Consider the following 24,223-nt stretch of genomic DNA (forward strand, 5'->3'; position numbering starts at 1 on the left):
TCAAATCTCCAGAATCAAAACAGCAACCTCGGCCAGCGCAACGGACTGCACCCGACCCGAAAAAACCGTCGTGCCGCCGCTCACCAAGGTTGCCCTCGCGCGCAGCGGCGGCACGCTCAGCAGCGCAGCCGCCTCACCGCGCGCGTTATCGATGCTCACGCTCATCGTGGGCACCTCACCGCCCAGCGTTGACCGCTGGGTACCGGCCTCGAGCACCTCGAGCACCAATGGCGGAATTGCATGGATGTACAGGATCACGACAGCACAGCGCGGAAGGGCAAATCTACGGACACCACTGCCTGCGCCACACCGCTGGCCTGCCACTCGCTCAACTCACTCAACGCCAGCTCATCGGCATCCAGAATGGCCAGGGCCGCACGGCCTGGGTCGCGCACATCGGGCACCAGACATACCGGCTCGAGGCCGTTGCGTGCCACGTAGTCGACCAGGTCAACAAGCTCATCGGCGTTGGCGCCCAGCAGCGCTGCGCCGCGGTCGATGTCCCACTGCCACCGCCCGCCGGTGCCACGACCGCGGTACAGTGCCGCTGGGTTCAGGCCCTGGCCGCGCGCCAGACCATACTGACGCTGCATTGTCAGCGCCGAGGCCCCCACGCTGGGACGCCAGCCGCGGCCGACGAACAGCCAGCCAATCGCCGCACCCGCGCCTGCATGGGTAACCCGCACCTTCAGGTAGCGCACCCGCGTGCCGGCAGGCAGCATCGCCAGCAGTGGCCCCTCGCGCGCATCGAGAAACACCTCCCAGCTCGGATCATCGGGGTCCCAGACATCCACTCGCGCGCCGGCAGGCAGCGTGTGCAGCCCCAGCATGACGCACTCCACGTCATGCAACGCGCCCAGGTCCAGGTCCAGCGTCACCGTATCGCCCAACCACGCGAAGCCACGCCCCACTCGCGGTTGACGCAGCCGCGACACCCCGTGTGTCGCCAGCGCCCGAAACTGCCAGGAGTCGCCGGCCGCAAAGCTAGGGGCCGCCCCGGGGGCCGCATCGAGCAGCAGGCCGTCGCCCAGATCGAGCGCAGGCCCGAAGATGTCGGCCTCGACCCATGTGCCCCCGTCTCGCCGCCAGCGCAGGCACCCGCCCTCGAGCTCCACCCGAATCGTGTCACCCACCTCCCACGGCAGCGCGCCATCTGCCAGGCGCACGGTCAGCGCCCCTGCCGAATGCGGCGCGCCGTCGCCTGGCGATCTCAGCCAATCGGGCAACACGCCCAGCACCGCACTGCGCACCGACCAGCGCTGGGTATCATCGCCGGCGTCACCGCCACCGAACGCAGCTGCCGCTGCCGCAACAACGGGGATCACGATGCGGTCACCGGCCTGCAGTGACTGCCCGGTCCCGCGGATTCTGATTGTGATCTCATCGCCCTCACGCAAGCGGTGTTCGCACTGCGTTACCACGCCCACGCCCCACTCGCGCGTCGACACCGGGACGCCATCGCGCACGACAGCGGAGACGTACGGGGTGTTGTTGAAGATCGGCAGATACTCGCCGGACTCATCGACCCACCAAAAATCGTGGCCGGGGTCGCGCCAGCAACCGTCCCCGGCTACCGTGTTGTTGCTGGCGTCAGATTTTGGGACGATGCCCGCCGCAGTCAGGACGTGATCCATCTGCGCCGAGTAACGGCGCACGAGCTGTTCGGGCGAATCCACCTTCAGGTTATGCTGAGGCCCATCGTCAGTGCTGCCTGTCAGGCCCGCCGGCGGCGCCCCCAGGTCCGTGTACCACAGCCTCACCCGCAACTGACCACCGCGCGAAGCCGATAGCGGCACAGCACGCTCCAGCATGTGCGACGCCGACGTCGCCCACCCCGCATCCGCGAAGGGCTCAAAGGTTCTGGATTCCCACTCTGTAGGCACGACACCGGTCGTCGTCTCGTAGTAGTAGCCGAACGGCAGCACCAGGCCGGCGGTTGGCTGTTCCCACGGGTACCCCACGCTCACGGCCGGTGAGAACTCCACCTGGCTCAGCTCTAGCCTGTAGTAGCGCTGGTTGGCCGCGTTGTAGTACACGCTGCCCTTCGCACCACCCTGGATAGTCGTCGCCGCAGCGACGATCGCGCGCCAGGCCGTGAGTTCGGTCGAGTCGCCAGCCCCCTCCGGTGCAGGCAGGTAGCCCGCTACGCCATGCAACGTCGCCAGCTCGGACTGCATCGTCACACGGTACGCGTCCCACAGATCGCGGGCACCCGTATCGCCATGCACTTCTGCCAAGGTCCGCGCAAACAGCGCCACCACCTGGTCGGCCATATCCAGGTCCTGCACCACGGCAACGGCATCAGGCCCCGTCGACGTATTGGCTGCTGCAAACGCAGCGCGCCACTGGTACAGCCCCTGCAGCCGACTCTGATACTCCGGCTCCAGCATCATCCCACCTCCATCAGGCTCCAAGCCCAGGCACAGCGCCGGCAAGCGCAGCGCCGGCAAGTTGTCGCAGCGGCAATTCGACTTCGGTCGCCGCGTCCACTTAAAAGTCACCGTCTTGTCGACGGCGCTCACCCCCAGCATCACGGGCTTGAAGCAAACCGCGGGCAGCGCCTCGCCGTCGCTGCGAGGCGCAAAGCGGGCGCGCGCATCGATTCGCGCCCCCAGACTGGCCGACGCCAGCGCCTGAACAGTGAATGACACGGGCCCATGGGCGTAGAGCGTCCCGGTCGCCGCCTGCGGCAACACCCCGCTCACCGACCCCGACACCCGCCACCGCCCAGGTGCCGCAGCACCCAGATACTCCAGCACCAGGTTCTCTGTCGGGGCGGACGGCGACACGCCATGCACCACCACCTGCCCCCCAGACGGCGGCAGGTGGTGCGCATCGGTGCGCAGCGGCATCTCCGTTACCGCCATCCCGCCTGGCGCCGTATCGCGCGCAACCACCCCGCGCACCTCCGCCAGCGTACTGCGCGTATCGACCGCCACCAGGAAGTCATACACCGTCACAACCCCGGCAAACACCTCGCTCTGCACGCCGTCGCTCAGCGTCAGCGTGTAGTCGCCGCTTACCGCCAGCACCCTCGTGTTTGCTGGAATGTCATATGGCGGAACCGGATCCAGACGGAACACAAAGCGCCCCTGATCCCACACCTTCCACGCCCGGTGCACGACCGGAAACCCCTCGAACTGCACCCGCAACGCCCCAGGCGGAATCCCCGCATCCACCGCTGCCGGTTGCGCCCAGTCCCACTGAGCCCCCTCAAGCTGCGGCGTGCCCGCGCTGATCGGCTCCAGCGTCGCGTACGACGTCGGCGTCGCCACCACGTTTCGCGTCACCGTCACAGACAGCGCGTTACCCACCAGGCCCGGCGTACGCGCGGCCAGCGTCACGCCGTAGAACTCAAGCTGCGCCGGCACCGGCGGCGTGCCCTTATCCACCAACGCGAACGTCACAGTATCGGGCACCGCCGTCACATCCACCGACTCCACCGTCAGCGCGCCACTACCCACCCCGCGCACCACCGGCATAGACGCCACCAGCTCGCCACCGGTACCGCTCAGCACCTCGACGTCGATCACGCCATCCTCTGCCCCCAGGTACGGGCCGGACAGCGCCATGCGCCCGCCGCCCCGGCGCGCCTGCGCCTCCAACCGGATGTCGTCACTCGCGCGCTGCGCCGAGGCCGTAATCGTCGCCTCCCGCGCCAGGTTGTCGCGGTTGCACAAAATGCGGCTGGCCGAACTTGACTGCATCACGCCCCCCTGCGCGCCAGCTCGCCCAGCACCGGCCGGATCTTCCGCGTCAGCGCATCGAGCGTGACCGGATCATTCACATCCAGCACCCCCGCAATGTGCACATGCACATCACCCACCGCCGCTGCAGTAGGCGTGCCCGAGGGGGCGCCTGTCTGCGCCACGCGCGCTGCAGACACCTGGCGCTGCTCCGCCTCATGGATCCGGCCCAGCAGGCGCAGCTCCTCATGCAGTGCCGCCACGCGCGCCCGCGCTTGCTCGGCCGCTGCACCGTCGCCGCGCAGCTGTGCCCGCTCGATCTCGATCTCCAGCAGTGCCAGCTGCGCCGCGCGCTCCTCCTTGTCGCGTACATAGCGAGCCTGCGCAACCTGCTCCTGAGTGCCTTCCAGCTCCAGCAGGCGCAACCGCAGATCCGCGACCCCGCGCTGAGCCCCGCCATCGAGCGCACGCTGGCGCGCATCGAGCGCGTCCATCTGCGCCACATAGCCCGCAAAGGCCGCGCGCAGCTCATCGACCGACTTCGTTGCATCGAACACCGCCTGGCGCGCCTCATCGGCATAGCGGCTCGCAGCCATGCGAGCATCGAGCCACGAACCCGCAACGGCCCCCAGCGACGAGTTGTGCGTACGCGCAGCCTGCACCAGCGAAACCGACACCCCCTCGGCCGCCTCGGCCACCCCCTTCATAGCCGTTGCAGATCCCTCGGCCTGCTCGCGCAGCTTCGCAGTCGCCTCGGCCGCCTCCTTCATGCTGCGCACCACCGTCTTGCCCGCCTCATCGGCCTCGATACGCAGCCCATGCTGTGCCGCCTGCACCTGCAACGCCGCCGTGGCAACGCCGCCATTGGCCGCAATGGCCGCCTCTGCATACACCCGGAATGCCTCGGCCTGCTCTCGCACGCTGCCGCCCATGTCGCGCACGGCCTCGTAGGACTCGCGCGCCGCGTCGGCCGCGCGCCGCAACTCAGTGTCCGACACCACGCCCAGCCGCTTCATTGCCTCGGCTGCGCTGTTGATACCGGGCGTCAGTGCATCCGACTTTGACTTGATCTGGTCTAGTGCTGCGGCGACCTGCGCGCCCGACAGCGTCCCCGCGCGGCCCCACGCCTCCACCTTGGCACGCAGCACCTCCAGCGCCTGCGCGCTATCGGCCCGCACCACCGCCTGATCCAGCGCCGCGGCAATCGCCTCGCCCGCCTGCTGCGCCGACGTCCCAGCAGCGGTCAGCGCCGCCACAATGTTCTCTACGCTATCGATGGCATCCTGCGCGGCCGGGCTGACACGCCCCATCGCCTGTGCCGCATTCACCCCCAGGCGCGCAAACGACGCATTGAGCACCTGGTCATTGATGCGCGCCAGGTTCGCGCTTTCGGCCGCCAAGCGCGCCAGCGCATGGCCATGCTCGTCGGCCGACACCTCCCCCTGCGCAAACGCAACGGCCACCGCCTGCGCATCGGCCTGCACCCGCCCCAGCGCCACCTCGGCCTGCAAGGCCAGTTCGCGTAGCCCCTTGGCTGAAAGCTGTGAAAGCCGGTCGCCCAGCGCCTGCTCAATCTGAGCCCCCGTCGCCAGCGCCGAATCCTGCACCAGCTGCAGGTCTGCCAGGATCGCGCGGACCCCATCGGCGCTGCCAAAGTCCGCCTTCGTCAGCGCCTCGCCCAGCGCTTTGCCAACACCCGCAGCATCGCCCGCAACATCGCGCAGCGTCCGCTGCAGCGCTGTAAGCTCGAAGCGCGCAGCCGCTGCATCGGTTGCAACGGTACGCCCCCAGTTGGCGCGTTCGGCGATATCGGCCAGGCGCGCATCCACCGCACCCAGCGCCACGCCGAGTGCCGCGGCCTGCTCACCCCCCGCCCTGAACGCCTCGACCAGGCCATCGCGCAGTGCGGCCAGCTGCTCACCCGACAAGGTCTTGATACGGGCCGACAATGCCTGCTCGACCTGTTCGCCAGAGGCGTCGGCCGCACGGCCAACCTCCTCGAGCTGCTCGACAAAGGCGCCAATACCTTCGGCATCCGAAAAGTCGGCTTTGTCCACCACGCGCTTGACCGCCTCGGCGGCCTGCTCGGCCGCGCTCTTGGCGAACAACAGCTTCGACGCCAACTCGATCACCACCGACACCGCCAGCGTCAGCCCCGTGAAGCGTAGCGCTCCCAACACCTTGCCCAGCGCCCCGGCAGCCAGCCCCTGGCGCCCCATGGCCGCCGCGTGCGCATTCGCCGCGCCGGCCGCCGTTGCCGCCGCCTTGCCGTGCGCGACCGTCGCGGCCGCGGCCGTATCCACGGCCTTGGCCGCAGCCACGGCCGCGGCGGCATAATCCTTCACCGCCCGCAGTGCGCGCGCAGCGAACACCGCCACCAGCACGTTGCCCGCCTTCATGGCGGTGCTCACCAGCGCATCCAGGTTGTAAGTCACTGCATTGATCAAATCGACCACGCGCTGCGTACTGCCGCTGGCACGATTGGCCTCGCCGATATACGCGCCCCACACCGTCGACAGCCGCGTCAGCGCATCGGCCACCGTCGTCGGCATGCTGTCTGCCACCGCCTTGTTCGCCTCAACGGTCTGGCGCAGGCCCTCGTTCAGCTCCTGCACAGCGAGTTTGCCGGTCACGCCCAGCGCGCGGATCTCAGCGGCACTGCGGCCTGTTGCCTTCGCGATCGCATCCACCACGGTGGGCATCGCCGCCATGATCGTTGCCCAAGCATCCGCATCCACCTTGCCGCGCTGGATGCTCTTGCTGTACGCATCCACTGCCGCCGCAGCCTTATCGGCGCTCGCAGCGTTATTCACCAGCAAGTAACTGAACGAATCGGTAATGTCGAGCGACTGCTCGGTCTCGTAACCCATGCTGCGCAGCGCATCCGCCGTGCGGATGTACAACTCCTGCGCCTCAGCCAGAGGCCGGTATGTTGCGCTCGCGGTCGCCAGCAGGCGGGCCTGAACCAGGTCGTACTCTTCGGAGGAACGCGTGGCCATCTCGATGCGGCTGGCCATCTGCCCATAGGCATCGGCCACCGCAATCGCATCACGCGCATAGCCCTGCAGCTTGCCCACGGCAAACACCCCGGCCACCGCCTTGGCCACACCGCTCAGCCGGGTCTGCAAGTCGGCCGCCGCGTTACCGAGTGCGCCGAGCTCGCTCTGAGTATCGCGCGCCTCGCCCCCCATGCGCCCCACGGCCGCCGCGCCCACGTCGGCGCCAGCCTGCAGGGCGCGCAGCTCGCGCGCTGCCTGGGCAAACTGCGGCGCCATCGCGCCACCTTCGGCCGCGAGGCGCTCGAGTTCATCGGCAAAGCGATCCAACCCTACGCGGTCGATATCGGCCGCCAGCGCATCGAGCTCGATCTTGTCCAGCGCGGCCTGAGCCGCCTCGCTCTCATGTGCCACGCGCTGCTGCGCCTCGGCCAGCGCATCGAGCCCCGGCGCCGACGTGCGCGCAGCCTCCGACACGGCCTCTACCGCATCGGCCGCGTCAGTCAGCGGCCGGCGGTCATCGACCTCGATACCAACATGTAGGGAAGTGCGCAGCTTGTTTGCCATACCCGCCATGCTGCGCCTGGCGGGGCGGGGGGATCAGGGTGCGATGCCGCACCCGCTTTTGGGGCTTAGGGGGCGCTTGAGAAGGGCTGGCCCATGGAAACGACCTTCCATCGGCCCTGGCGACGATCGAGCCCGCGATCGTCCTTGTACAACTCTGTCATTGATGCGTGGCTATGCCCCAGCAGCGTCTGCACATCACGCACCCCCTGCGCGTCGTACATGCGCGCCGCAAGGCTGCGGCACTCGTGAAGGCTCGGCGGATCCGCATCGGCCGTAGCCAGCGCGCCCTCGCGCGCCTGCTCGAACCGCCAACTCATGCTCGCACCCACCGGCGGCACACCGGTTGTTTTACGCAAAAGCCAGCCGTCGCTACCACCTTCTCGCGGCGCGTAATCGCGGCACTGCTCCACCGCGTCCGCCACCGTCATCCCCAACGCCTCCAGACGAAGACCTGTTGGGATCGCCACCCGCGTTCCGGTCTTTTGCTGCTCTATGTGAAGGCACGGCACCGCAACCCCGTCGACCAGCTCGGGCCACACGTCTCCGAACCGCATGGATCGCAGGTCCGCACGCCGCTGCCCCGTCACGAGCGCCAGCACTAGCATCCGCGAAACCCACGGCGGGCTATGCCGCTCTGCCCACGCGTGTATTGCAGACCACTGCTCGAACGTCAGTCGCATACGCGCCACGCGAACTCGCGGTGTGCGTATACCCATAGTCGGGTCACGATCCAGCCAGCCGTAATTGACCGCCTCGCGGAACATATCCCGGGTCTCAATCAACATTCGGCGAGCCAGGTGCGGATGATCTGCTGCCACACTACCGATGAACGCCGCGATCTCGTGCGGCCGCACCGCACCGACCCTGCGATCGCCCAACTCGCCGACGATGCGCTTGATGTAACTGTGGCGGTTCTGTTTCGTCTTGAGCTGGATCGGCTTCGCCGCGACGACCTTGCTGTAGACCTCCGCCCACTCGGCCACCGTCCTGAAGCGAGGAACGAGGCGGCCTAGGGTAGCGGAAATGAATGACATAGCAGAGCGCCGGGGTGGCCTGCGCGAGGGGGGTTAGAACGTCGGCGGAATCTCGACCGCGCCGATTGCGGGACGCGCTCGGAACGGGTTGCCGTAGTAGTCCCACGACACCCCGACATTTACCCCCGCAGCAACCAGCCGGGACCACGAAAACGGCTCTAACGTGTCCGGGTTTCGAGCCAGGGCATCAGAAACATTCATCGCCTGCGCCGGAACTTCCGGTCCACTCGGGCGACCGAAATAGTTGTTACCGACCATATCCGGGGTGAGTGTCACAGATGTGCTGTAGTTGAGGACAGGCACCGCAGCCCCAGACCCAGCAAAAACGCATTGCAGTATCTCCGGTGCGGCGGTCACGTTAGCCGCTAACATTACGCCGGCGATCGAATAGTCTGTCATATCGCAGTGCCTCAGCTTGATCACGCCGCCGTTCTCGGCATTGATTCGACCTCCTCTGAATACACATGCGCGCCCGTCGAACGTGCCTGTCGAATTTGGCTGCACGCTCGCCCGCGTCGAACTAATCGGGTTAAGAAACAGCGTTCGATGCGCGAACACGTCAGAGTTTCGGACGTAGATTGAGCGAATTGAACCATCAACCGTGTTGCCGATAATGCAGTCACGCAAAGTCCATTTCGGGCGTCCTGATGTTGCAGTTGATTGGTCGTGCAGTATGTATTGTGCGCCGGCATCAACGTCTAACCACATATGTGTAAATTCGATATTCCACGCCTGATTTGATGCTCCACGCCATCCACCCGGCGCCGAATTGCTGACAATCAGTCGAGCACTATCTCGCGCCGCGCGTGGCCCACTGATCTGCACAGGTCGTGCCGTGTCATGTGCAGCTCTGGCGTTTGCGGAATATGTCGTCTCATTCAGCGCCGGCTCTGTTGTGTTGCTCAGCAAAACCACCCGAGCCCCGTGTGTGACTTTGTTTCCTATAATAGAGTTGCGTAGCGTTTTCCATGCTGTTGCGCGCCCCCATCCGTCTGCGCTGTCAGAGCCGTTAACCGGATCAACAAAATATGCGGGGGCAACGCAGTCCGGTCGGTCATCGATGAATCTCCCCTCCAGCGTGAGCAATGTCGTGGAGACAACACCCTTTCCGGCCTCACCAGACACTGACCACCATACGCGTCCGCGCCGGTCCTCAAAAAAGCCCCGAACAACCTTCGAGACGTTCAACTCTTCCGCGAGCGCTGTGCGAGCAATGGGCCAGTATCGATTGCCGTTGCGGCTAGCATAGATATCCATGTAACGCTGAGACGGCCCAATTGCCGTCCCGCGTGCGTTGTCGCACCAGAGATGCACGCCAGACGAATGCAGCAGAGATGACCAGCCGTCGTGCCCCGATCCGAGCACAGAGTTGTCGACTCGATGGTCGTCCCGGAAATCGGGTCGGATACGCCAGATCCCACCTGTTACCTCCGAGGCATTATCGGTAAATGTCTCGATCCAGTCCTCAGTTACCATGATATCGACTGCCCGCCATCGCTGCGATCCAGTCCGGCAGTCCCATCCAGTGTATGCGCCGCTGGCAATCTGCGCTGGCGTCACGTTTCCGGGGCCGGCTGATTTGCCGTCCCAACGGATAACGGCCGACTCCGCGTCGGTATCGCCCGCCGCGAACCACCAGCACTGTCGCCATTTGTCCCAGCGCGCAGCGTGGAAATGCCGGATTGTGTGCAGCCCCTCCCCTGACTCGAAATTCCAGTTCCAGGTGTTTAGCCGCTGCCACGTCTGACCATCATCAATCGAGTACGCGATATATACCGCGTCTCCAATTGATCCGTCCGTAGCCGCACCATTAACTACAGCAGTGCTGTACGTTGCAAATACCAGCGCAGGCTTATTGTTGACGTATCCACGATCCATGCCATTTGTCAGCAGACCAACCATGGGGCGGTGCGTCTGCGACCCGTTCGGGTCGCGCCCCAGCTCGTGGACTAGCGTGACCGTCGCACCTCCATCCGTTGTCCGCCAGATTGTCCGCGTCTGGTCGTTGTTTTTGTCGAGCACTATCAGCGCGCACCCGAATCCCGGAAAAACAGACATAATCGACGTGCCTGTCGGGAATTCGTGCCCCGTCGTCACTGCCATCGACTCTGTATCTACAGTGACCAGAACTCTGTTGTTAATGCCGTGCCCATACGCGACTCCGCCGACCTCGCAAAACAGCCGATACGGCACCGAGTCGACCGGAAATAGCCGCGGGGGGCGTGCATCAATGTCCGCCTGATCCACGATGTACTGCACAGCATTACGCACGGCAGAAGTGAGCTGGGAGAGGCCGGGGAATTCAACCCCCCCACCCGGCCCCCTCACCGCCGTCACGAGGTCCAGTTCCTCGCCGTCGGCGACGAACACGTCACGCCCACCCGCCCGCCGCTCGCGCCGCAGCAGGCCGATCGAATCGGCGAAGCGGCGCGCAAAGAAGTCACTGACCTTCATCTCGCTCTCCAGCGTCAAGCGTTATCGAACAGCGTCACACGCGCGAAGCCGCCATAGTCGTCGTCGCTCTCGAGCTCGGACACGAACAGCGCCTGCCCCGACAAGGTCAGCGTGGCCTCTTCCTCAGCGATCCAACCGAAGTCGCCGTCCAGCGCCAGCGAGGTACGCGGGATGATCAGGCGTGCGCGCTGCCCGTCCTGGTTCACCCCGTTGAAGATCAGCCCGCGTTCAACGTTCGTCTTACTGAAGGCCCGGATGTTCACCGACTCGCCGTACGCGTAATCCACCGCCAGGGGCTCGACATGGCCAGCCGGGTGGGCCAGCAGGCGCAGGCGCGCGTGTGCCGCATCCTCCACCGCGTAGTGGGTGCCTTCCACATACGTGGCCGGTGTCGGATCGGCCCCATCACTGATCACGATGCTGCTCGCCTTGGGGTAGCGCAGGTTGAAGTAGTCGCCCGCGGCCAGTTGGGGCAACACCTCGCCCGTCACCGTACCCGGCGCTTTCACCAGCGCCTCGCCGAACAGCGCCGCCGCCAGGCTGCGGCCGCTGAACTGGAACATCGACAGCGACACGGCCATCTGCTTGCCGGTCTCGAACTGCTTGAGCGTCATGCGTTGGCCGCTGCACGTCTCGCGCAGGTCTCGCGTCTCGCGTGTCACGTTTGTCGTCAGCGAGCTGTTGCCGCAGCCCACACGATAGACATCCACCAGGTAGGCCTGGTCGGGGCGGCCGCGCACCAGGTCGAACGTGCCAATCTGCACCGGGCCTTGGCCGGTCCAGATCATCGGGGTTCCGGGCGTCATCGCCATGGCTTACTCCTTCTTGCCGGCCTTGGCCGGCTCAGTGTGGGGGATGGGGGCCGGCTCGGGGCTGGCCGGCTCGGCCGCACCGACCGCCACCAGCCATTCGGCCTGGGCAGGGCGCAGCGTCTTGAGCTCCGCGCCGGCCGGGTACTCACGGCCGGCATGGGTATGGGGGCGCAACAGTTTCACGTGCATTGCGTAGTCCTCCGGAATCGGGACGTAAAGGCCAGCGGCACATAGGTGCAGCCGTCCAGGGTTGCCGGGCGTAGCCCGGGGGTCACACTCTTCAAGGGGCCGTAGCCGCAGCCCGGCGCCCAGCCGTCCAGCGCATCGAGCACCGCGTCGCACAACGGGCTGGCGTCTGCCCGCGGCGCCGCGCCGGCGCGGATGTCGCGCACATTGCGCACGGCGGGCACCACGATCCAGGTCTGTTCGATCAGCGCCCAGCCTGCCGGCAGCTGCGCACCGGCCTGTACGACCTGGTGCCCGCCGTAGGCAACGCGCACGCTCGGCTTGGGCAGACTCGCCTCGGTGGCCCCGGCAATGTCAGCCGTGCTCAGCACCGGCACCTGCAGGGCGCTGCGCACCGTCGCCTCGAGGCGTGCCACGATCAGCGGCTCCAGCCCCAGGAAGGTCGGGCGCTGCGGCGTATCGCACGGCGTGCCGCTCATCGCAGCCCCCCATCCGTGCGCCGGCGGAACACCGCGTTGCCGCTGCGCTCGACCATCTGCACCACCTGCGGCACGGTCGGCGTACCCGGGCGCTCGCCCAGGCTCACCGTGCCCTCGGCGATGTGGCGCAGCATGCGCGCCACATCCTCGTAGCGCCGGCGCACCTCCTCCGGCGCGGCGTCGTCGTACAGCCGGTAACGCGCCACATCGCACGCCGCCCGCGTCAGTAACGCCGGCACTGGCGCCAAGGGCAGCGGGTAGCGCGTACCGACGTAGCCGTCGATCTCCGCACTCGCGTCGGCCAGCGCCCGCTCGACACGGTCGGCGTCGATCACCTCGAGCGCAACGCCCTGTGCAATCTGGCCGAGCTCGCGCTCGCCAAAGCGGTCGATCATGTCCTGCAGCGTGGCGTAGGGCATGGCGATTACTCGATCTCGGGCAGCGGTCGGCACACCGACTCCACCACCAGCTCGGGGTCCGCCATCAGGCGCATCAGCTCGGCGTGGTCGAACTCATCAACACTCACCTCCACGCCCGCTGCCGGCCACGCCCGCCCGCAGCGCCGAAACCCGTCCTGCAGTGCGCGCACCCGCAGGTGCGTCACCACGGGCTCGGCCGCCTCCAGCGTCGCCTGATAGAGCTCGCCCGCATCTTCGCCCGGCTGCACAACGGCCTCCGCAGCGCGCGCCAGCGCCTCACGGGCGGGCTCGTCGGCCGCGCCATCGGGGCCTGTGGTGCCGGGGCGACCGCCCCCGGCTGCGGGGGGCTTCGCTTGCCCCTTGCCTTTCGGACTGGCCGTCATCACCATCACTCCAGCCACGGGCTCACGATCAACTGCGCCGAGCCGCGCCAGATGTTGCTCGCACCGGCCACATTGCGCTCAGCCTCGAGCAGCTCGCGCGCCGCGGCCTCGTTGCTGGCCCCCACCACCAGGTGGGTGCCGCGCACGCCCAGCGGGCTGCCATCGGGGCGGAACTGCCCAGCCAAGCGCTGGCGGGCCGCATCGTAGGTGTCGGCGTCGAGGGCCTGGCGGCTGCCGTAGGCCAGCTGATGGAAGCCAAAGCCCGCGTTGTAACGCGCATCGGCGCCATACACGAACTCGTCCATGTCGAACACGCGCGGGTCATCCGGGCGCGTGCGACTCACGAACTGCGGCTTCCTGCGCTCTTGGAAGATCAGCGGCTTCATGTACGCTCGCGACAGGTCCATGAGGAACCACGGTGCCCCCGTGCCGCCACCGGTGTTGCTCCAACTCGTCTCCACGCCGGCGCGGCTGTGGCTCAGGTGGTCGGTGTCGAAGAAGTACTGGCCATCGAAGCCCTTGGTATTGAAGCCCTGCGCCAGCAGCCCCCACACCAGGTCATCCGGGTGGCGCGCCACGATCTCGCCCTGGATTGCGAACAAGTTGGTGTACATCCCCAGCTTGTCGTCTTCGACGTTGTCGCGCTTGACCGCAATCGTGTGCTCCCACTTGCGGTTCTTGAGCTGCGCAACGGTGGCCTCCAGGTTGTTGTACTGGCGCTGACCAATCCACTCGCGCACGCCCGGCAAGTCCTTCAGCCAGCCGTAGTTCTCGGCGTCCGACGTACTCGGCACCACCATCGCCACCTGCTGGTAGGTCGATGCCACCCCCTCGAATCCGCGACGGAAAGCCGCATTGAAGCCCTGGGCGAGCGCGGTCAGCGTGGCGTTGCTCACGATCAGGCCACCGAACCCCAGCAACGCAACCCCTTCGCTCGGACTCGGCGACAAGCCGCAGGCAAAGCCCACGCCAATCGCGGCCAGCGCAAAGGCCCACACATAGGCCAGCTTGATACTCGATTTCATAGCGGTAACTCCGGTAGGTGAAGCGTTACAGGCCCAGGCCGATCTGCACCCACACCCCATCGGGCTCGACGGCGACAACGATGCCGGCGCGCGAACGGGTGTTGGTGGCGCTCGTCCGGGCCACGGTCTGGTCATCGACCACATAGCAGTCGGCCCCCACGTCGGCCTGCGCCACCAGGTCGGCCGCTGCGCTGTTGGCAAACTTGAAGATGCCGCAGCGCACCTCGACGAGCGCATCGCCTGCGGCCACCGCCGTCGCGCTGTGCTCGGCGCGGCCCACGGCCACCAGCCCGGTCGCCACGCGCCCTGGGGCGGCATGGCCGGCATCGAGCACCACCAGGCCGCCCTGATGGATCGTTGTCGCCGCCTTCACCGGGAAGGCGAGCACGTCGCCCACGCGTTGCACGGTATTGCGGGGGGAAGTCAGTGCGGCCATGTCAGGCTCCCAGCTTGGCTTTGTTGAACTCGTCGGCAGACAGGCCGAGCGCCTTGCACACCGCCAGCTGCGCATCGGAGGCCGCGTCCTGGCGCGCCCCAGGCTCGCGGCCCTGGCTCTGCATGCCCTTGAGTGCCGCCAGCGGCGCGGCGCTATCGATCAGCCCCTTGAGCGCGGCCAGATCGACCTGCCCCAGGTCCTCGGCGTAGGCGCGCTGCGCCTCCAGCAGGCGGCCGTCGGCGATGGCAGCCTCGACGAGCCCCTTGACCTCGGATTGCCCGGAGAGCGCCGCCAGGCGCAGTCGCTCGTCGCGCTCGGCCTGGAAGGTTGCGATGGGGACGTACTTGGCCGGGTCGGGCGTGCCGCCGCCCGCCTTCAGCGCGGCCACTTCGGCCGTGGCGCCGTCCACCTGTGTCTTGAGTGCGGCAAGCTCGGCTTGCGCGCCGTCGGCCTTGGTTTTCAGCGCGGCCACGCCGGCCAGCGCGTCGGCCTCGCTCGTCGCCTCGGGCAAGCCGAGGGCGACGAGCAGCTTCTTGAGCAGCTCCATCTGGGAATCCTCCTGGTGTGGGTGTGCGGAGGCAGCGGCCCCTCCGCTGGCATGAACGCGATAACGCGCCGAGAGCGCCGCATAGAGCGGCTCGTCGATCCCGGGGAAATTCGTCAGGGCGATGTGCAGCAGATCCAGCGGCGCGCCGTCGGTGTCATACGGGAACACCGGGGAGAGATAGCGGTACCGGTCCGCCTCGATCATCTCGGGCACGTCGCCCACCCAGGTCACCGCGCCGTAAAGGCCCGGCTCATCACCCTCGCCGCGCCACTCGAGCGAGCGCGGATCGACCCAGCCCGCCGCCGGCACAGGCTTGCCGTTACTCTCGGTCAGCAGCGCCTGGTGTTCGAAGTCGACGAGAATGTCCGCCGACCGGCTGCGGTTGATCGCGATGATGCTGGCGGCCGCCTCGGGCGTCAGCCGCCAGGGGCCCGACCCCTTGAATGCGCCACGCGGCGCGCTGAACTCGCCCGCCGGCATGACGCGAACCATGCGCTGCCCTGGCCGCACGCGCAGGGCGCATGCAGCAATGGCGGGCGAGGCAACAGGGCGGGGCGGGCAGGCGTGTGACATGCCGCCCATGATGGGCGGCTGCGGGCATCAGATCAGGGTGCGGGGCTGCACCAGCGCGCGCCAGGGGCCGGTGGCAACGGCAGGGTGCCACGCGGGAAGGGGCGGGAAGGGGCGCGAAGAGGCGGGCGCAACTGCGGGCGCGCGCGACACATCGTCGCAAACCCCGTTACCACCCCGTTACTCGCCCCGATCGCCTCCGCACCCATACCAGCACCCCACCGCACCCCATCGGCGGCGCTACGGGGCTGTAAACGCGCCGGCCGGGTCAGCCCCCAAGCAACCCAGCCAAGTGGTCGTCCAGGATGTCCAGCACGGCGGCCTCATCATCGGCAGACAGCCCGAGGAAAGGGCGGGCAGGGATGTCGCCCCAGGGGACTGGCGCCCCGCGCGACGTGCGGCCAAACGCCCCTTGCCGGGCGCCGAACTGGTGGGTGCCCGCATACACGAGGTTGCTGCCGATCTCGACGCCGCCCTCGATGAGCTGGTACAGGATCTGATCGCCCATCATGCCGCTGGCCACCAGCGGCCGCTTGGCCATCACCCGCGCGCTGCCGTGTGCGTTGAGCCGGCCGTCGCTGCGGCTGTCCGCGCGCCCCAGCATGCCCAGGTAGGTTGCCTGCGCGTTGGGCGCCCAGCGGCTGCCGTCGGGCGCGGTGCTGGTGGCGAAGCGCCGCTTGGTGGACTCGGCCAGATCCTCGCCGATCTCGCGCAAGGCTGGACGCAAGCCTGCCGGGCCCAGGCCATCGGCCAGGCGGCGCAGGCGCTCGACCACGTCGGCGCCGGTGTATTCGATGGTGATCTTGTCGCTGGCCATGATCAGGCTCCGGTCTATACTGTGCGCATGAGGCGGTTGTTTCCAATGGGAATGGTTAGAGGCAGTCCGCTGCACCTATGATCCGGTTCGAATCCGGCGCCGCCTCATTCCCCCTTTGGCAGCTTCAGGTATTGCGAGCCATCCTGCAGGTTTGCGGCATCCACAACCCCCCCCGTTCGCACGAAGTTCGAAGTCACCCGCGTGCGCTTGTCGCCTACGCGCAGCTTGTCGCGGTAGTTGACGCGCACCAGCACTTTGCCCTGCCCACCGCCGGCATCAAAGGCGTAGACCAGCGCCGGGTCCGCGGTGTCCCAGTAGGGCGTGGCCGTCTCCAGCAGGCGCGGCAGGTCGCGCCAGGTCTGCACGGGCAGCGCGGCTGCGCGCGCCGCCTTGGTGTCGCGCAGCGCGTGCAGCAGCTCTTCGTCGCGCAGCCACACGTCGGCCGTCTCCAGCCCATGCCCCAGCCTGGCCAGCGCCGCGACTGTTGCTGGCGCAACCACCGTTACCAGCGCCGCGCGGCCACCGGCGCGCAGGCTGCCGGCCACGCGGTCGACCAGGTCGGCCAGCGCCAGCCGCTGCTCCACCTGCACAGCCGGGCGCAGGTGCTGCCACATCTGTGCGCCAATCGGCGCGTCCAGGTTCAGCAGCTTCTGCTCCACCAGGTCCAGCAGCGGGGTTGCCGCATTGGCGCCCGGGGCATAGCCCCACCCGCGGTCGATGCCGGCGGGCGCACCCGTGGCCTCGCTGATCGCATCCCAGCCTGCCGGCGGCTCCGTGGCGTCGCCCTCGGCCGGCGCGCGCACCGCCACCACGCGGCATCGGCACCCCCAGCCATTGGGCGGAAAGTGCGTTGCCCAGAACGGGTGGTCGTGCCTCAACGTGAGCCGCATATCCCCCCATCGCTTGTGCAGCGGCCGTGGGCGCAGCACGGTGTCCGAATGCACGTAGCGCCAGTACGGCCGGCGCGCCAGCAGCTCGGGGTCGGTCAGCTGGGCGTAGCGCCCGGCCGCGTAGCTGGTGCGCAGGTTGGTCTCGTAGATGGTGCGCGTGCGCCACGCCTCGCCCCGCGCGCTGCCCTCGCCCGTCCACCCGGTCCAGCCCTGCCGCTGCACGATCGCGCGGAAGTCGCGGCGGAACTCGGCCAGGGTCGTGCCCTGGCTGACCGCCTTGTCCACCGCCCCGCGCAAGTCCTCCAGCAGGTCGGCCTTGGCCGCGCCCGCGACGACAAACGCGCGGTCATGCGCCGCCTGCCAGAGGTCGTCCCAGCGCTCGGTGGGCACGTTCAGCTTGCGCCGGAAGTGCGCAATCTGCTCTGCAAACGGCAGGTGGATCACCCCTTCGAGGGCGCTCGAGCGTGGCATCAGCGCGCCCCATCCGCGTCGGGGTCGAGCTCATCTGCGTTCACATCGTCCATGCCCACGAGCTGGGCCAGCGCATAGCCCTGCGCCATGAGCTCGACGAGCTGTTCGGTGGGCAGGTCGCCATAGAGTGCCAGCAGGCGCTGCTGGATCTCGACAGGCCCCAAGCCCGGGTTGTCTGCCAGCAACTGCTCTGCGCTGGCCACCCAGGCGTCTACCTGCGCCTGCGCCGCGGCCGCCAGCCGTGGCGCAACCTGGTCCGCGGGGTCGGTGTCGGCCACCGCACCCCCTTTTGCACTGAGCGCGGCCACAGCCGCCGCCCGCCAGCGCGCACCCGCCCGCAGCGCCGCCGGGCGCATCGCCGGCGGGGCCACCATATCCGGGCGCGACACCGCCAGCACATCTTCCTTGGCGTCAGGCTCGGGGATGCGCAGCTTGCCGTGCGCCCATGCGCGCGGGATCTTGAAGCCCACCCCCACAAGCTTGGGCAGCGCCTCGGCGTACTGCGCCAGGTCTTCGGATTCGCCCAGGTCAAACACCCAGCGCGGGCAGCGGCGGTAGTTGTCCACGCCAGGGCGGTTGAGCGCGACCAGCGTGTACACCAGGTCGCGCGTCAGCGTGCCCGCCACCTGGCGGGCGTCGCTGCGCAGAATGTCGTGGCGCACCTCGCCATGCAGCGTCGCAATGCCGCTGCCCATGCCGGTGGCCTTTGCCTCGCTACTGGTGGTCTGCCCGAGGATGGCCTTGGACTGGGCGCGGTCGGCCCAGTCGACCATCGCCAGGTGGTGGCTGCCCTCGCCACCGCCCGTCACCTTCTGGATCTCCAGGCTCATGCCCTCGGGCATGATCGCGCGCGCATCGTGCCCCAACGCCGCGACCGCGCGCAGCAGGCTGGCCTTCTCCTCCGGGGTCGCCCCCGCCATGTATTTACCCAGAATGATGGGTAACCCGTAGGTCTCGAGGAACTCCGCAAAGTCGCCCACCGCGTAGCTCTTGTAGAGGAAGGGCCACAGGCAGGCGCGGAACAGCCCCGCGCGCCCGACATAGCCCGTCTTGGTCTTGGCCGGGGTGTGCAGGATCCAGCCGCCGGGCTGCAGCGGCGCACCGTCGCCCGTACCATCGACCAGGCGCAGCTCGCGGCGCAGCAGGTCGGTGGTCAGCCAGGTCTGCGGGCGGGGATGGAAGTTCGGCACCCAGTCGCGCCCCACGCGCTCCCACTCCAGCTCGATGCCAGCGTAGCCGTAGCCGGGTGCGTCCATCATCGCCAGGATCACGTCCTCAAGGTCATCGACCGTATCGCGCAGCACCTCCTCGGCGTAGGCCGCAGCGGCCTTCTCCGCGGCGCTGGCGTTGGTCGGCGGCTCGATGCTCCAGTCCAGCGCCACCGGGGCGCTGCGGCGCTTGTCGTATTCCGCGCGGCAATGGGCGTCGCGATCGAGCATGTCGTCAAACAGCTGCGCCTGGGCGGTCAGGTTGCCCTGGTCCGCGTCGCGCAGGATCCGAGCTGCCCGCGCAGGCGTCAGCCCGTCGAGCTGCGACTCGATCATCTGGTGCTGCAGCACCGCAATGCGGCTCGTCTGCGGCTCGCGCAGCTCGCCGGCCTTGAAGGGGTTGCCGTGGGCGTCGATGATTCTCATGGGGTGTCCTGTTCGTACAGATCCGGGCGCGCTTGGCGCAGTGCCTCTTCGAAACATGCGTTGCGGGCGCTATCACCGACCAGCCTGCTGGCATGCTCAAGTCCTGCCCTCAAGCACTGGGAGATCTCCCTATTGGGCAGCGCAGGCTTGGCGCTGATATCGACGGCCAGGAGCCAGCGGCCATCGATCCAGCCGACCAGGCGCAACAACGCCTGGCCGGCTTGCTGCCGCCAGCCCCGCGGCGAGTTGCAACGAATGCCCCAGGTCCAGGAGACGGAGATGCGCTCGGTACGCTCCATCAAAACATCCTCCGCGAGTCATACCCGCCGATATCGTCATAAGCGTCGTCGCGCCTGCCGTGCCGCCCCAGGCTCTGGAAACCCTCTACACCGCCGCCCATCGTGGTCGCAGCCATCCACAACATCTGCAATGCATCCGGGCCGTCATCGTGGTCCGCTTTCGGGAAGTGGCGCAGCTGGTCGACGAGCGTGGTCTGGCTGGGGTGTAGCTGTATCAGCCCATTGGCCACATGCGGCTGCAAGCTCTCGATGCGCAGCAGCTTGTCGGCAGTGGGCTTCACACCACGCGCCGGCACCGGGCAGCCGGCGGCCGCGCTGCGCTTGACCAGCTCGGTCCGCAAGAACTCCTGGAACTGCACCGTCTCCACCACCCACAAGGCGCATCGGTACTGCCGCTGCAGTGCGATCACGTCTTCGATGATGCGGTCGGGCAGGCGCTTCTTGATCTGCGCCTCGAGCACGTACAGCACGCCGGTGGCACGATCAAGCCCGCCCACCAACAGCGCCGACGGGTCGCGGCTGGCGCCCTGTTTGCCGAGCGACGGGTCACAAGCACCAAAGGTGATCAGCCGGGGTGAGGGCAGCTCGACCCACCACGTGATGGCATTGGCAAATGGCGCGTTGTCGCCGGCGACCGGGTCGTTCTGGTATTCCGAATCAAACGTATCGTGCCCGTCGCGGGCGCGGATCTTCATCAGCGCCAGCAGAGGGCGGGCGGCCCAACTCACCTGCGCCCCTTCTTCCATTGCCGCCTTGTGCGCCTGGTACCAGGCGTCGGCCGCGTCCTCGCCTTCGCTGCGCAGTCGCGCTTCCCACACGTCCCACAAGTGCAGGTTGTGCGGCCACGCGATCAGGGCCTTGAAGCGCGCAGTCCGCCACATCTTGTTAGCCAGCGTGCGCGAGAGCACCGAGTCGTAATGCAGGATGGTGCCGATATACACAACGTCGAATTTGGCCCCGGCGCCCCCCAAGGGCAACACCGTCTTGGTCAGCCAGCTCTGCAGCTTGTCGCGCTGCTCGGGGTTGCGCACCTGCTCGTCGTTTTCGATGTCGTCGAGCACGGCCAGGTCCGGCCGGTACGGGCCGTGGCGCAGGCCGCGCAGCTTCTTCCCGCTGCCGGCGACCTGTACCTTGGCATTGTTGGCCGTGACGATGGTGCCCGCCTGCCACACGCGCCCCTGGCCGGTCGCCTCTGGATAGTCCATGCCCAAGCGCGGATTGAACTCCAGCTCCGCTTTTATCGCCTCCAGCATCGGGTACGCCTGGTCGATGCTGTCCATCACGATCACCGGGTAGCGCTTGCGGCCCGTGACAAGGCACCAGATCACGAAGAGCTGCGACACCAAGGTTGACTTGGCCTCGCCGCGGGGCGCGGCGATCGCATCGGTCTCGCTGTGTTCGCTGGTGACGATGGTCAGTAGGCGCTCGAACAAGTAGCGGTGCAGTGCGCTCTTGTGCGGGCTGCGCACGTAGTGCGGGAAATAGGTGCCGACAAAGAACTCGAAGTCTCCCCACGCACGTTTGCGCCGCTTTTGGCACTCGACGGGGTCCGGATCGAAGCCGGCCACCTCGGCTTCGATCCGCGCGCGGAACGATGCGGCCAGGTTGGCCAGGTCGGAGAGGAAGGATTTACGGGTGCTGGTGGTCATCGGCTGCGCGGTCCAGGCGCTCGATCTCAGCGAGGATGAGCGCGGCGGCCTTCACGAGGTCGCGGCGCGCCGTGGACGGCTTCCACCACGATCCGTCCCAAGGCCAATTTCGGGCGACCTCGCACCCGCATCCCGCAGCATTGAGCGCGTAGCACGCGGCAGCCGCTGCCATTTCGCCAGCGCCATGCTCATCGTCATGCTCCGGCGTCCAGCCCTCGACCTCGATCTGCCGACGGCGCTCCGCAAGTACGTCGCGCGCTGCGTTGGTCTCGGTTCCCGCAGAGGCAATCAAATCGCGAACATACTCAACGATGTCCGCACGATTTGCCTCGAGCACGCCGGGCAAGCTCCCGAAGCGATGACCCGGAGTATTTTCGATGTGATACGCGGACTGGCAGGCCGCCACCCAGTCGAGCAGCTCCGGCTCCCAGCCTGCTTGCTTCGTTTCCATATGTCGCTCCTCGTGGTTACCCGTAGGCACGGGCGATCTCATCGCCGAAGCTCTCCAGCTGCTCGACGAACTCCCCGGCCAGCGCCGGCCGCCGTTTGGCGATGAATTCGCCGAAGCGCTGGATCACATCCATCGCAACGGCCAGCCTGTCCGTCTCGGGCATCAGCCGGCGGTTGCTCACCATCAGCTTCGCGAAGCTGTCCGACAAGCTCGCCAGCAGCTTGGCCCGCTCGGCAGGCGGCAGATCGGTGTCGGCCTGCAGCGCAGTTGTCGTCGCCTGCACCTGCTGGATGAACGCGGCCATCGTCTGGCGGGCGATCTCTTCGATGCCGCCGCCGGCCAACAGCTGCGCTGCCTGGGCCTTGTCCCAGTCGTCACCGGCACGGCGCGCCTCGCCCTTCCACCGCCTGGCGGTGGGTACCGGCACCTGGTGCAGCGCGGCCGACGCCTCGAGCGTGAGCTGGTCAAACACAAAGCTCGCGCGCACGGCGCGGCGGGTGTCGTCGCTGTGGGCCATCACGCCGCCCCAGGCATGGCGCTGCGGTCGAGCACCACGTCGCGCCCGCGTTCGGTCAGCATCGCCGCATCGCCGCTGCCCACCACCAGGCCCACATCGGCAAGCCAGATCAGGTCCGCGCGCACGCGGTCGACCGTGGCCACTTGGCCATGCACCGCCTCGAGCTCGTCGCGCAGCCGCCGCGCCGTCATCGACTGGCCCGGCGCAAAATAGAGCAGGCTCAGAATGCCCTGCCGGCGGATGCGCTCGGCCTCACGCTGGGCGATCGTGCTCATTGCAGCCCCCGCTCGGTAATGCGCGCCATCAAGGTGCGCAGGTTGTCGCTGATGCCCCGCAGCGTGCCCTTCACCTCGGCCAGGTCGGTGGCCGAGGCGTTGATGCGGGCGTAGATCTTCTCCAGGTCCTCATCGGTGGGCACACGGGCAAGCTCGGCATCGAGCCGGCTGAGCCGGCCGGCGTGTCCCTCGAGCGTCTGCTCGATATGCTCCAGGCGCTGGGTGATGTCGGCCTGGCGCGCCTGGCTGTCCTGCCGGTGCGCGGCCAACTGGTCGCGCAGCAGGTTGCCGTACTGCTGCAGCAGGCTGCGCCCGGCCGCCCACAGCACCCCGCCGATTCCAGACAGCACGCCGGCCAGCACGAGCACGGTGAGATAGTTGATTTCGATGATCACGGGGCAGGGTCCTCTTTGGTGTGCCAATCGATCAGGGCGTTGAGGCGGCGGGCGCACTCGGCATACTGCGCGCCGGCTCCGAGCGCCCAGCCGGTGACGTCGGCATCGGTGGCAACGCGGCCGGCATCGGCGCCAGCAGTGCCGCCGGCGGGCTGGGGCACGTGCATTGATAAACCGGGGGCACCGTCGAGCAGGCGCAGAGCAGGCTCGCCGAGGCAAGCGCGGCCATCGGTAACGGTTTGAACATGGCGGGTGCGCTCCTGTGTAAGTTGGTGGGCGGTCTCGCGCGCAGTGGCCAGTTCGCGCGTCAGTGCGTCGCCGCGCTGCTGCGCCTGGTACAACGCCAGGCTGGCGCCCTCCGCGGCGGCAAACAGCGCCTGCGCATGCGCGGTGCGCAGTTCGGCCGTGCCGGCGGCGCCCATGCGGTAGCCCACGCGGCCCGCAGCCAGCGCTAGCAGCAGCGCCGCGCCCGTCAGGACGGTCGCAATACCAAACGGGCGCGCCATCGTGCTCACACCGGGGCTCACTGCGGGTAGCCCTCCATGCACAGCGTGTATTCGGCCTGGCGGGTGCGCCACACGCCACCGCAGAAGCGGCTGTGCTCGGGCAGCGAGCAGTCGCGCCCCTGCACGCGGCGGAAGTCGAGCAGCGTGCGGCACATCTCGGCGTACTCGCCGCGCCTCGCCTTGCCGGGCATGCTCGACCGGCACACCGCCGCCGGGCCCACGTTGTAGGCCAGCTTCACCACCGCGTCCCACTCCCACTGGTGCAGCGTGGCGCCGTCGAAGCAGCGCCGCAGCGCGGGCTCGTCGCGGCCAATGTGGGCCACCGTCAGGCGCACCGCAGCCGGCGGCGTGATGCGGTCGCCCGGCTGCACTGCGGTGCCGTCCGCGCGTACCGTCGAGCCAAAGCCGTAGGTCCAGCGGTCGCCGGGCACCGGCTGTATCGCGTGCCCCGTGTAGCTCTCGTAGCCCACCAGCCCGCCGAGCCCGGCCGCACTCAGCATCAGTGCGCCCACCGCAACGCGCCCGGGCCTCATGCCGCCCGCCAGCGCGCAGGGTGGAAGCGGCAACCAAAACGCACCGCGGGCGACACATAGTGGCCCGTCGCATGGTGCGCGCAGCGCCCGAACCCGGACACCGCCACCAGCCGGTCCGCAGCGGGGCGACTGAAGCGCGCGCAGCTTGCGCAGTGGGCGGGGTGTGCAGTTGGGGCAGCCATGCCGCCATAC

At 68.0% G+C, this 24,223-nt stretch carries 24 protein-coding genes; all 24 read right to left on the minus strand.

Annotation, left to right across the window (positions count from 1 at the left end; all coding sequences use genetic code 11):
* A complete protein-coding gene (locus tag P7F68_RS00655; protein WP_277829810.1) occupies window positions 1-258 on the minus strand; it encodes a hypothetical protein in 258 nt (85 codons plus the stop codon).
* On the minus strand, window positions 255-3,707 hold the full coding sequence (locus tag P7F68_RS00660; RefSeq protein WP_277829812.1) for a hypothetical protein: 3,453 nt from the start codon (window positions 3,705-3,707) through the stop codon (window positions 255-257). The genes P7F68_RS00655 and P7F68_RS00660 overlap by 4 nt, the downstream gene beginning before the upstream one ends.
* On the minus strand, window positions 3,707-7,249 hold the full coding sequence (locus P7F68_RS00665) for a tape measure protein (RefSeq protein ID WP_277829814.1): 3,543 nt from the start codon (window positions 7,247-7,249) through the stop codon (window positions 3,707-3,709). The genes P7F68_RS00660 and P7F68_RS00665 overlap by 1 nt, the downstream gene beginning before the upstream one ends.
* Window positions 7,250-7,314: 65 nt before the next feature.
* Window positions 7,315-8,283, minus strand: coding sequence for a tyrosine-type recombinase/integrase (locus P7F68_RS00670; RefSeq protein WP_277829816.1), 969 nt, complete (start codon window positions 8,281-8,283; stop codon window positions 7,315-7,317).
* Window positions 8,284-8,316: 33 nt separating this feature from the next.
* On the minus strand, window positions 8,317-10,737 hold the full coding sequence (locus tag P7F68_RS00675) for a hypothetical protein (protein WP_277829819.1): 2,421 nt from the start codon (window positions 10,735-10,737) through the stop codon (window positions 8,317-8,319).
* A gap of 14 nt (window positions 10,738-10,751) precedes the next feature.
* Window positions 10,752-11,549 carry a phage tail tube protein gene (locus P7F68_RS00680; protein ID WP_002928431.1) on the minus strand — a complete coding sequence of 266 codons (798 nt, stop codon included), beginning with the start codon at window positions 11,547-11,549 and terminating at the stop codon, window positions 10,752-10,754.
* A gap of 3 nt (window positions 11,550-11,552) precedes the next feature.
* Window positions 11,553-11,738 carry a DUF7210 family protein gene (locus tag P7F68_RS00685; RefSeq protein ID WP_277829821.1) on the minus strand — a complete coding sequence of 62 codons (186 nt, stop codon included), beginning with the start codon at window positions 11,736-11,738 and terminating at the stop codon, window positions 11,553-11,555.
* A complete protein-coding gene (locus P7F68_RS00690) occupies window positions 11,729-12,214 on the minus strand; it encodes a phage tail terminator protein (protein WP_277829822.1) in 486 nt (161 codons plus the stop codon). The genes P7F68_RS00685 and P7F68_RS00690 overlap by 10 nt, the downstream gene beginning before the upstream one ends.
* Window positions 12,211-12,633: a gp436 family protein gene (locus tag P7F68_RS00695; protein WP_277829824.1), complete on the minus strand. Its 423-nt coding sequence runs from the start codon at window positions 12,631-12,633 to the stop codon at window positions 12,211-12,213. The genes P7F68_RS00690 and P7F68_RS00695 overlap by 4 nt, the downstream gene beginning before the upstream one ends.
* A 5-nt stretch (window positions 12,634-12,638) precedes the next feature.
* Window positions 12,639-13,016, minus strand: a complete 378-nt coding sequence (locus P7F68_RS00700) for an HI1506-related protein (RefSeq protein WP_157354518.1) — start codon at window positions 13,014-13,016, stop codon at window positions 12,639-12,641.
* A 5-nt stretch (window positions 13,017-13,021) separates the two neighbouring features.
* Window positions 13,022-14,041 (minus strand): Mu-like prophage major head subunit gpT family protein, encoded by a 1,020-nt coding sequence (locus tag P7F68_RS00705; RefSeq protein ID WP_002928422.1) that lies wholly within the window; start codon window positions 14,039-14,041, stop codon window positions 13,022-13,024.
* A gap of 25 nt (window positions 14,042-14,066) precedes the next feature.
* Window positions 14,067-14,477, minus strand: a complete 411-nt coding sequence (locus tag P7F68_RS00710) for a hypothetical protein (RefSeq protein WP_277829833.1) — start codon at window positions 14,475-14,477, stop codon at window positions 14,067-14,069.
* 1 nt (window position 14,478) lies between these two features.
* The gene (locus P7F68_RS00715) at window positions 14,479-15,516 is read right to left on the minus strand and encodes a phage protease (RefSeq protein ID WP_277829835.1); all 1,038 of its coding nucleotides are present in this window, start codon (window positions 15,514-15,516) and stop codon (window positions 14,479-14,481) included.
* Between the two features lie 346 nt (window positions 15,517-15,862).
* Complete coding sequence (locus tag P7F68_RS00720; RefSeq protein WP_277829836.1) at window positions 15,863-16,411, minus strand: phage virion morphogenesis protein; 549 nt, start codon at window positions 16,409-16,411, stop codon at window positions 15,863-15,865.
* 104 nt (window positions 16,412-16,515) lie between these two features.
* Window positions 16,516-17,772 carry a phage head morphogenesis protein gene (locus P7F68_RS00725; protein ID WP_277829839.1) on the minus strand — a complete coding sequence of 419 codons (1,257 nt, stop codon included), beginning with the start codon at window positions 17,770-17,772 and terminating at the stop codon, window positions 16,516-16,518.
* The gene (locus P7F68_RS00730; protein WP_277829841.1) at window positions 17,772-19,406 is read right to left on the minus strand and encodes a DUF935 domain-containing protein; all 1,635 of its coding nucleotides are present in this window, start codon (window positions 19,404-19,406) and stop codon (window positions 17,772-17,774) included. Before P7F68_RS00730 ends, P7F68_RS00725 begins: the two co-directional genes overlap by 1 nt.
* A complete protein-coding gene (locus P7F68_RS00735) occupies window positions 19,403-19,705 on the minus strand; it encodes a hypothetical protein (protein ID WP_277829843.1) in 303 nt (100 codons plus the stop codon). The genes P7F68_RS00730 and P7F68_RS00735 overlap by 4 nt, the downstream gene beginning before the upstream one ends.
* Complete coding sequence (terL, locus tag P7F68_RS00740) at window positions 19,705-21,354, minus strand: phage terminase large subunit (protein ID WP_277829845.1); 1,650 nt, start codon at window positions 21,352-21,354, stop codon at window positions 19,705-19,707. The genes P7F68_RS00735 and terL overlap by 1 nt, the downstream gene beginning before the upstream one ends.
* On the minus strand, window positions 21,335-21,805 hold the full coding sequence (locus P7F68_RS00745) for a hypothetical protein (RefSeq protein ID WP_277829847.1): 471 nt from the start codon (window positions 21,803-21,805) through the stop codon (window positions 21,335-21,337). Before P7F68_RS00745 ends, terL begins: the two co-directional genes overlap by 20 nt.
* Window positions 21,806-21,821: 16 nt before the next feature.
* A complete protein-coding gene (locus P7F68_RS00750) occupies window positions 21,822-22,322 on the minus strand; it encodes a DUF1804 family protein (RefSeq protein ID WP_277829849.1) in 501 nt (166 codons plus the stop codon).
* Window positions 22,322-22,597, minus strand: a complete 276-nt coding sequence (locus P7F68_RS00755) for a hypothetical protein (RefSeq protein ID WP_002930567.1) — start codon at window positions 22,595-22,597, stop codon at window positions 22,322-22,324. Before P7F68_RS00755 ends, P7F68_RS00750 begins: the two co-directional genes overlap by 1 nt.
* Window positions 22,594-22,992, minus strand: a complete 399-nt coding sequence (locus P7F68_RS00760) for a hypothetical protein (protein ID WP_002930566.1) — start codon at window positions 22,990-22,992, stop codon at window positions 22,594-22,596. Before P7F68_RS00760 ends, P7F68_RS00755 begins: the two co-directional genes overlap by 4 nt.
* On the minus strand, window positions 22,989-23,519 hold the full coding sequence (locus P7F68_RS00765; RefSeq protein WP_277829856.1) for a hypothetical protein: 531 nt from the start codon (window positions 23,517-23,519) through the stop codon (window positions 22,989-22,991). The genes P7F68_RS00760 and P7F68_RS00765 overlap by 4 nt, the downstream gene beginning before the upstream one ends.
* Window positions 23,516-24,031 (minus strand): glycoside hydrolase family protein, encoded by a 516-nt coding sequence (locus P7F68_RS00770; RefSeq protein ID WP_002930563.1) that lies wholly within the window; start codon window positions 24,029-24,031, stop codon window positions 23,516-23,518. Before P7F68_RS00770 ends, P7F68_RS00765 begins: the two co-directional genes overlap by 4 nt.
* Between the last annotated feature and the right edge of the window lie 192 nt (window positions 24,032-24,223).

Origin of the sequence: Thauera mechernichensis, assembly GCF_029588855.1 — a bacterium.
GTDB classification, from domain to species: domain Bacteria; phylum Pseudomonadota; class Gammaproteobacteria; order Burkholderiales; family Rhodocyclaceae; genus Thauera; species Thauera mechernichensis.

Coding starts and splice junctions, on each gene's coding strand:
- P7F68_RS00665 (WP_277829814.1), bottom strand. CDS start 7,249: ATGGCAAACAAGCTGCGCACTTCCCTACATGTTGGTATCGAGGTCGAT.
- P7F68_RS00735 (WP_277829843.1), bottom strand. CDS start 19,705: ATGGAGCGTACCGAGCGCATCTCCGTCTCCTGGACCTGGGGCATTCGT.
- P7F68_RS00670 (WP_277829816.1), bottom strand. CDS start 8,283: ATGTCATTCATTTCCGCTACCCTAGGCCGCCTCGTTCCTCGCTTCAGG.
- P7F68_RS00685 (WP_277829821.1), bottom strand. CDS start 11,738: ATGCACGTGAAACTGTTGCGCCCCCATACCCATGCCGGCCGTGAGTAC.
- P7F68_RS00720 (WP_277829836.1), bottom strand. CDS start 16,411: ATGGCCAGCGACAAGATCACCATCGAATACACCGGCGCCGACGTGGTC.
- P7F68_RS00700 (WP_157354518.1), bottom strand. CDS start 13,016: ATGACGGCCAGTCCGAAAGGCAAGGGGCAAGCGAAGCCCCCCGCAGCC.
- terL (WP_277829845.1), bottom strand. CDS start 21,354: ATGACCACCAGCACCCGTAAATCCTTCCTCTCCGACCTGGCCAACCTG.
- P7F68_RS00710 (WP_277829833.1), bottom strand. CDS start 14,477: ATGGCCGCACTGACTTCCCCCCGCAATACCGTGCAACGCGTGGGCGAC.
- P7F68_RS00660 (WP_277829812.1), bottom strand. CDS start 3,707: ATGCAGTCAAGTTCGGCCAGCCGCATTTTGTGCAACCGCGACAACCTG.
- P7F68_RS00730 (WP_277829841.1), bottom strand. CDS start 19,406: ATGAGAATCATCGACGCCCACGGCAACCCCTTCAAGGCCGGCGAGCTG.
- P7F68_RS00675 (WP_277829819.1), bottom strand. CDS start 10,737: ATGAAGGTCAGTGACTTCTTTGCGCGCCGCTTCGCCGATTCGATCGGC.
- P7F68_RS00715 (WP_277829835.1), bottom strand. CDS start 15,516: ATGGTTCGCGTCATGCCGGCGGGCGAGTTCAGCGCGCCGCGTGGCGCA.
- P7F68_RS00680 (WP_002928431.1), bottom strand. CDS start 11,549: ATGGCGATGACGCCCGGAACCCCGATGATCTGGACCGGCCAAGGCCCG.
- P7F68_RS00695 (WP_277829824.1), bottom strand. CDS start 12,633: ATGCCCTACGCCACGCTGCAGGACATGATCGACCGCTTTGGCGAGCGC.
- P7F68_RS00750 (WP_277829849.1), bottom strand. CDS start 22,322: ATGGCCCACAGCGACGACACCCGCCGCGCCGTGCGCGCGAGCTTTGTG.
- P7F68_RS00755 (WP_002930567.1), bottom strand. CDS start 22,597: ATGAGCACGATCGCCCAGCGTGAGGCCGAGCGCATCCGCCGGCAGGGC.
- P7F68_RS00770 (WP_002930563.1), bottom strand. CDS start 24,031: ATGAGGCCCGGGCGCGTTGCGGTGGGCGCACTGATGCTGAGTGCGGCC.
- P7F68_RS00725 (WP_277829839.1), bottom strand. CDS start 17,772: ATGCCACGCTCGAGCGCCCTCGAAGGGGTGATCCACCTGCCGTTTGCA.
- P7F68_RS00690 (WP_277829822.1), bottom strand. CDS start 12,214: ATGAGCGGCACGCCGTGCGATACGCCGCAGCGCCCGACCTTCCTGGGG.
- P7F68_RS00745 (WP_277829847.1), bottom strand. CDS start 21,805: ATGGAAACGAAGCAAGCAGGCTGGGAGCCGGAGCTGCTCGACTGGGTG.
- P7F68_RS00705 (WP_002928422.1), bottom strand. CDS start 14,041: ATGAAATCGAGTATCAAGCTGGCCTATGTGTGGGCCTTTGCGCTGGCC.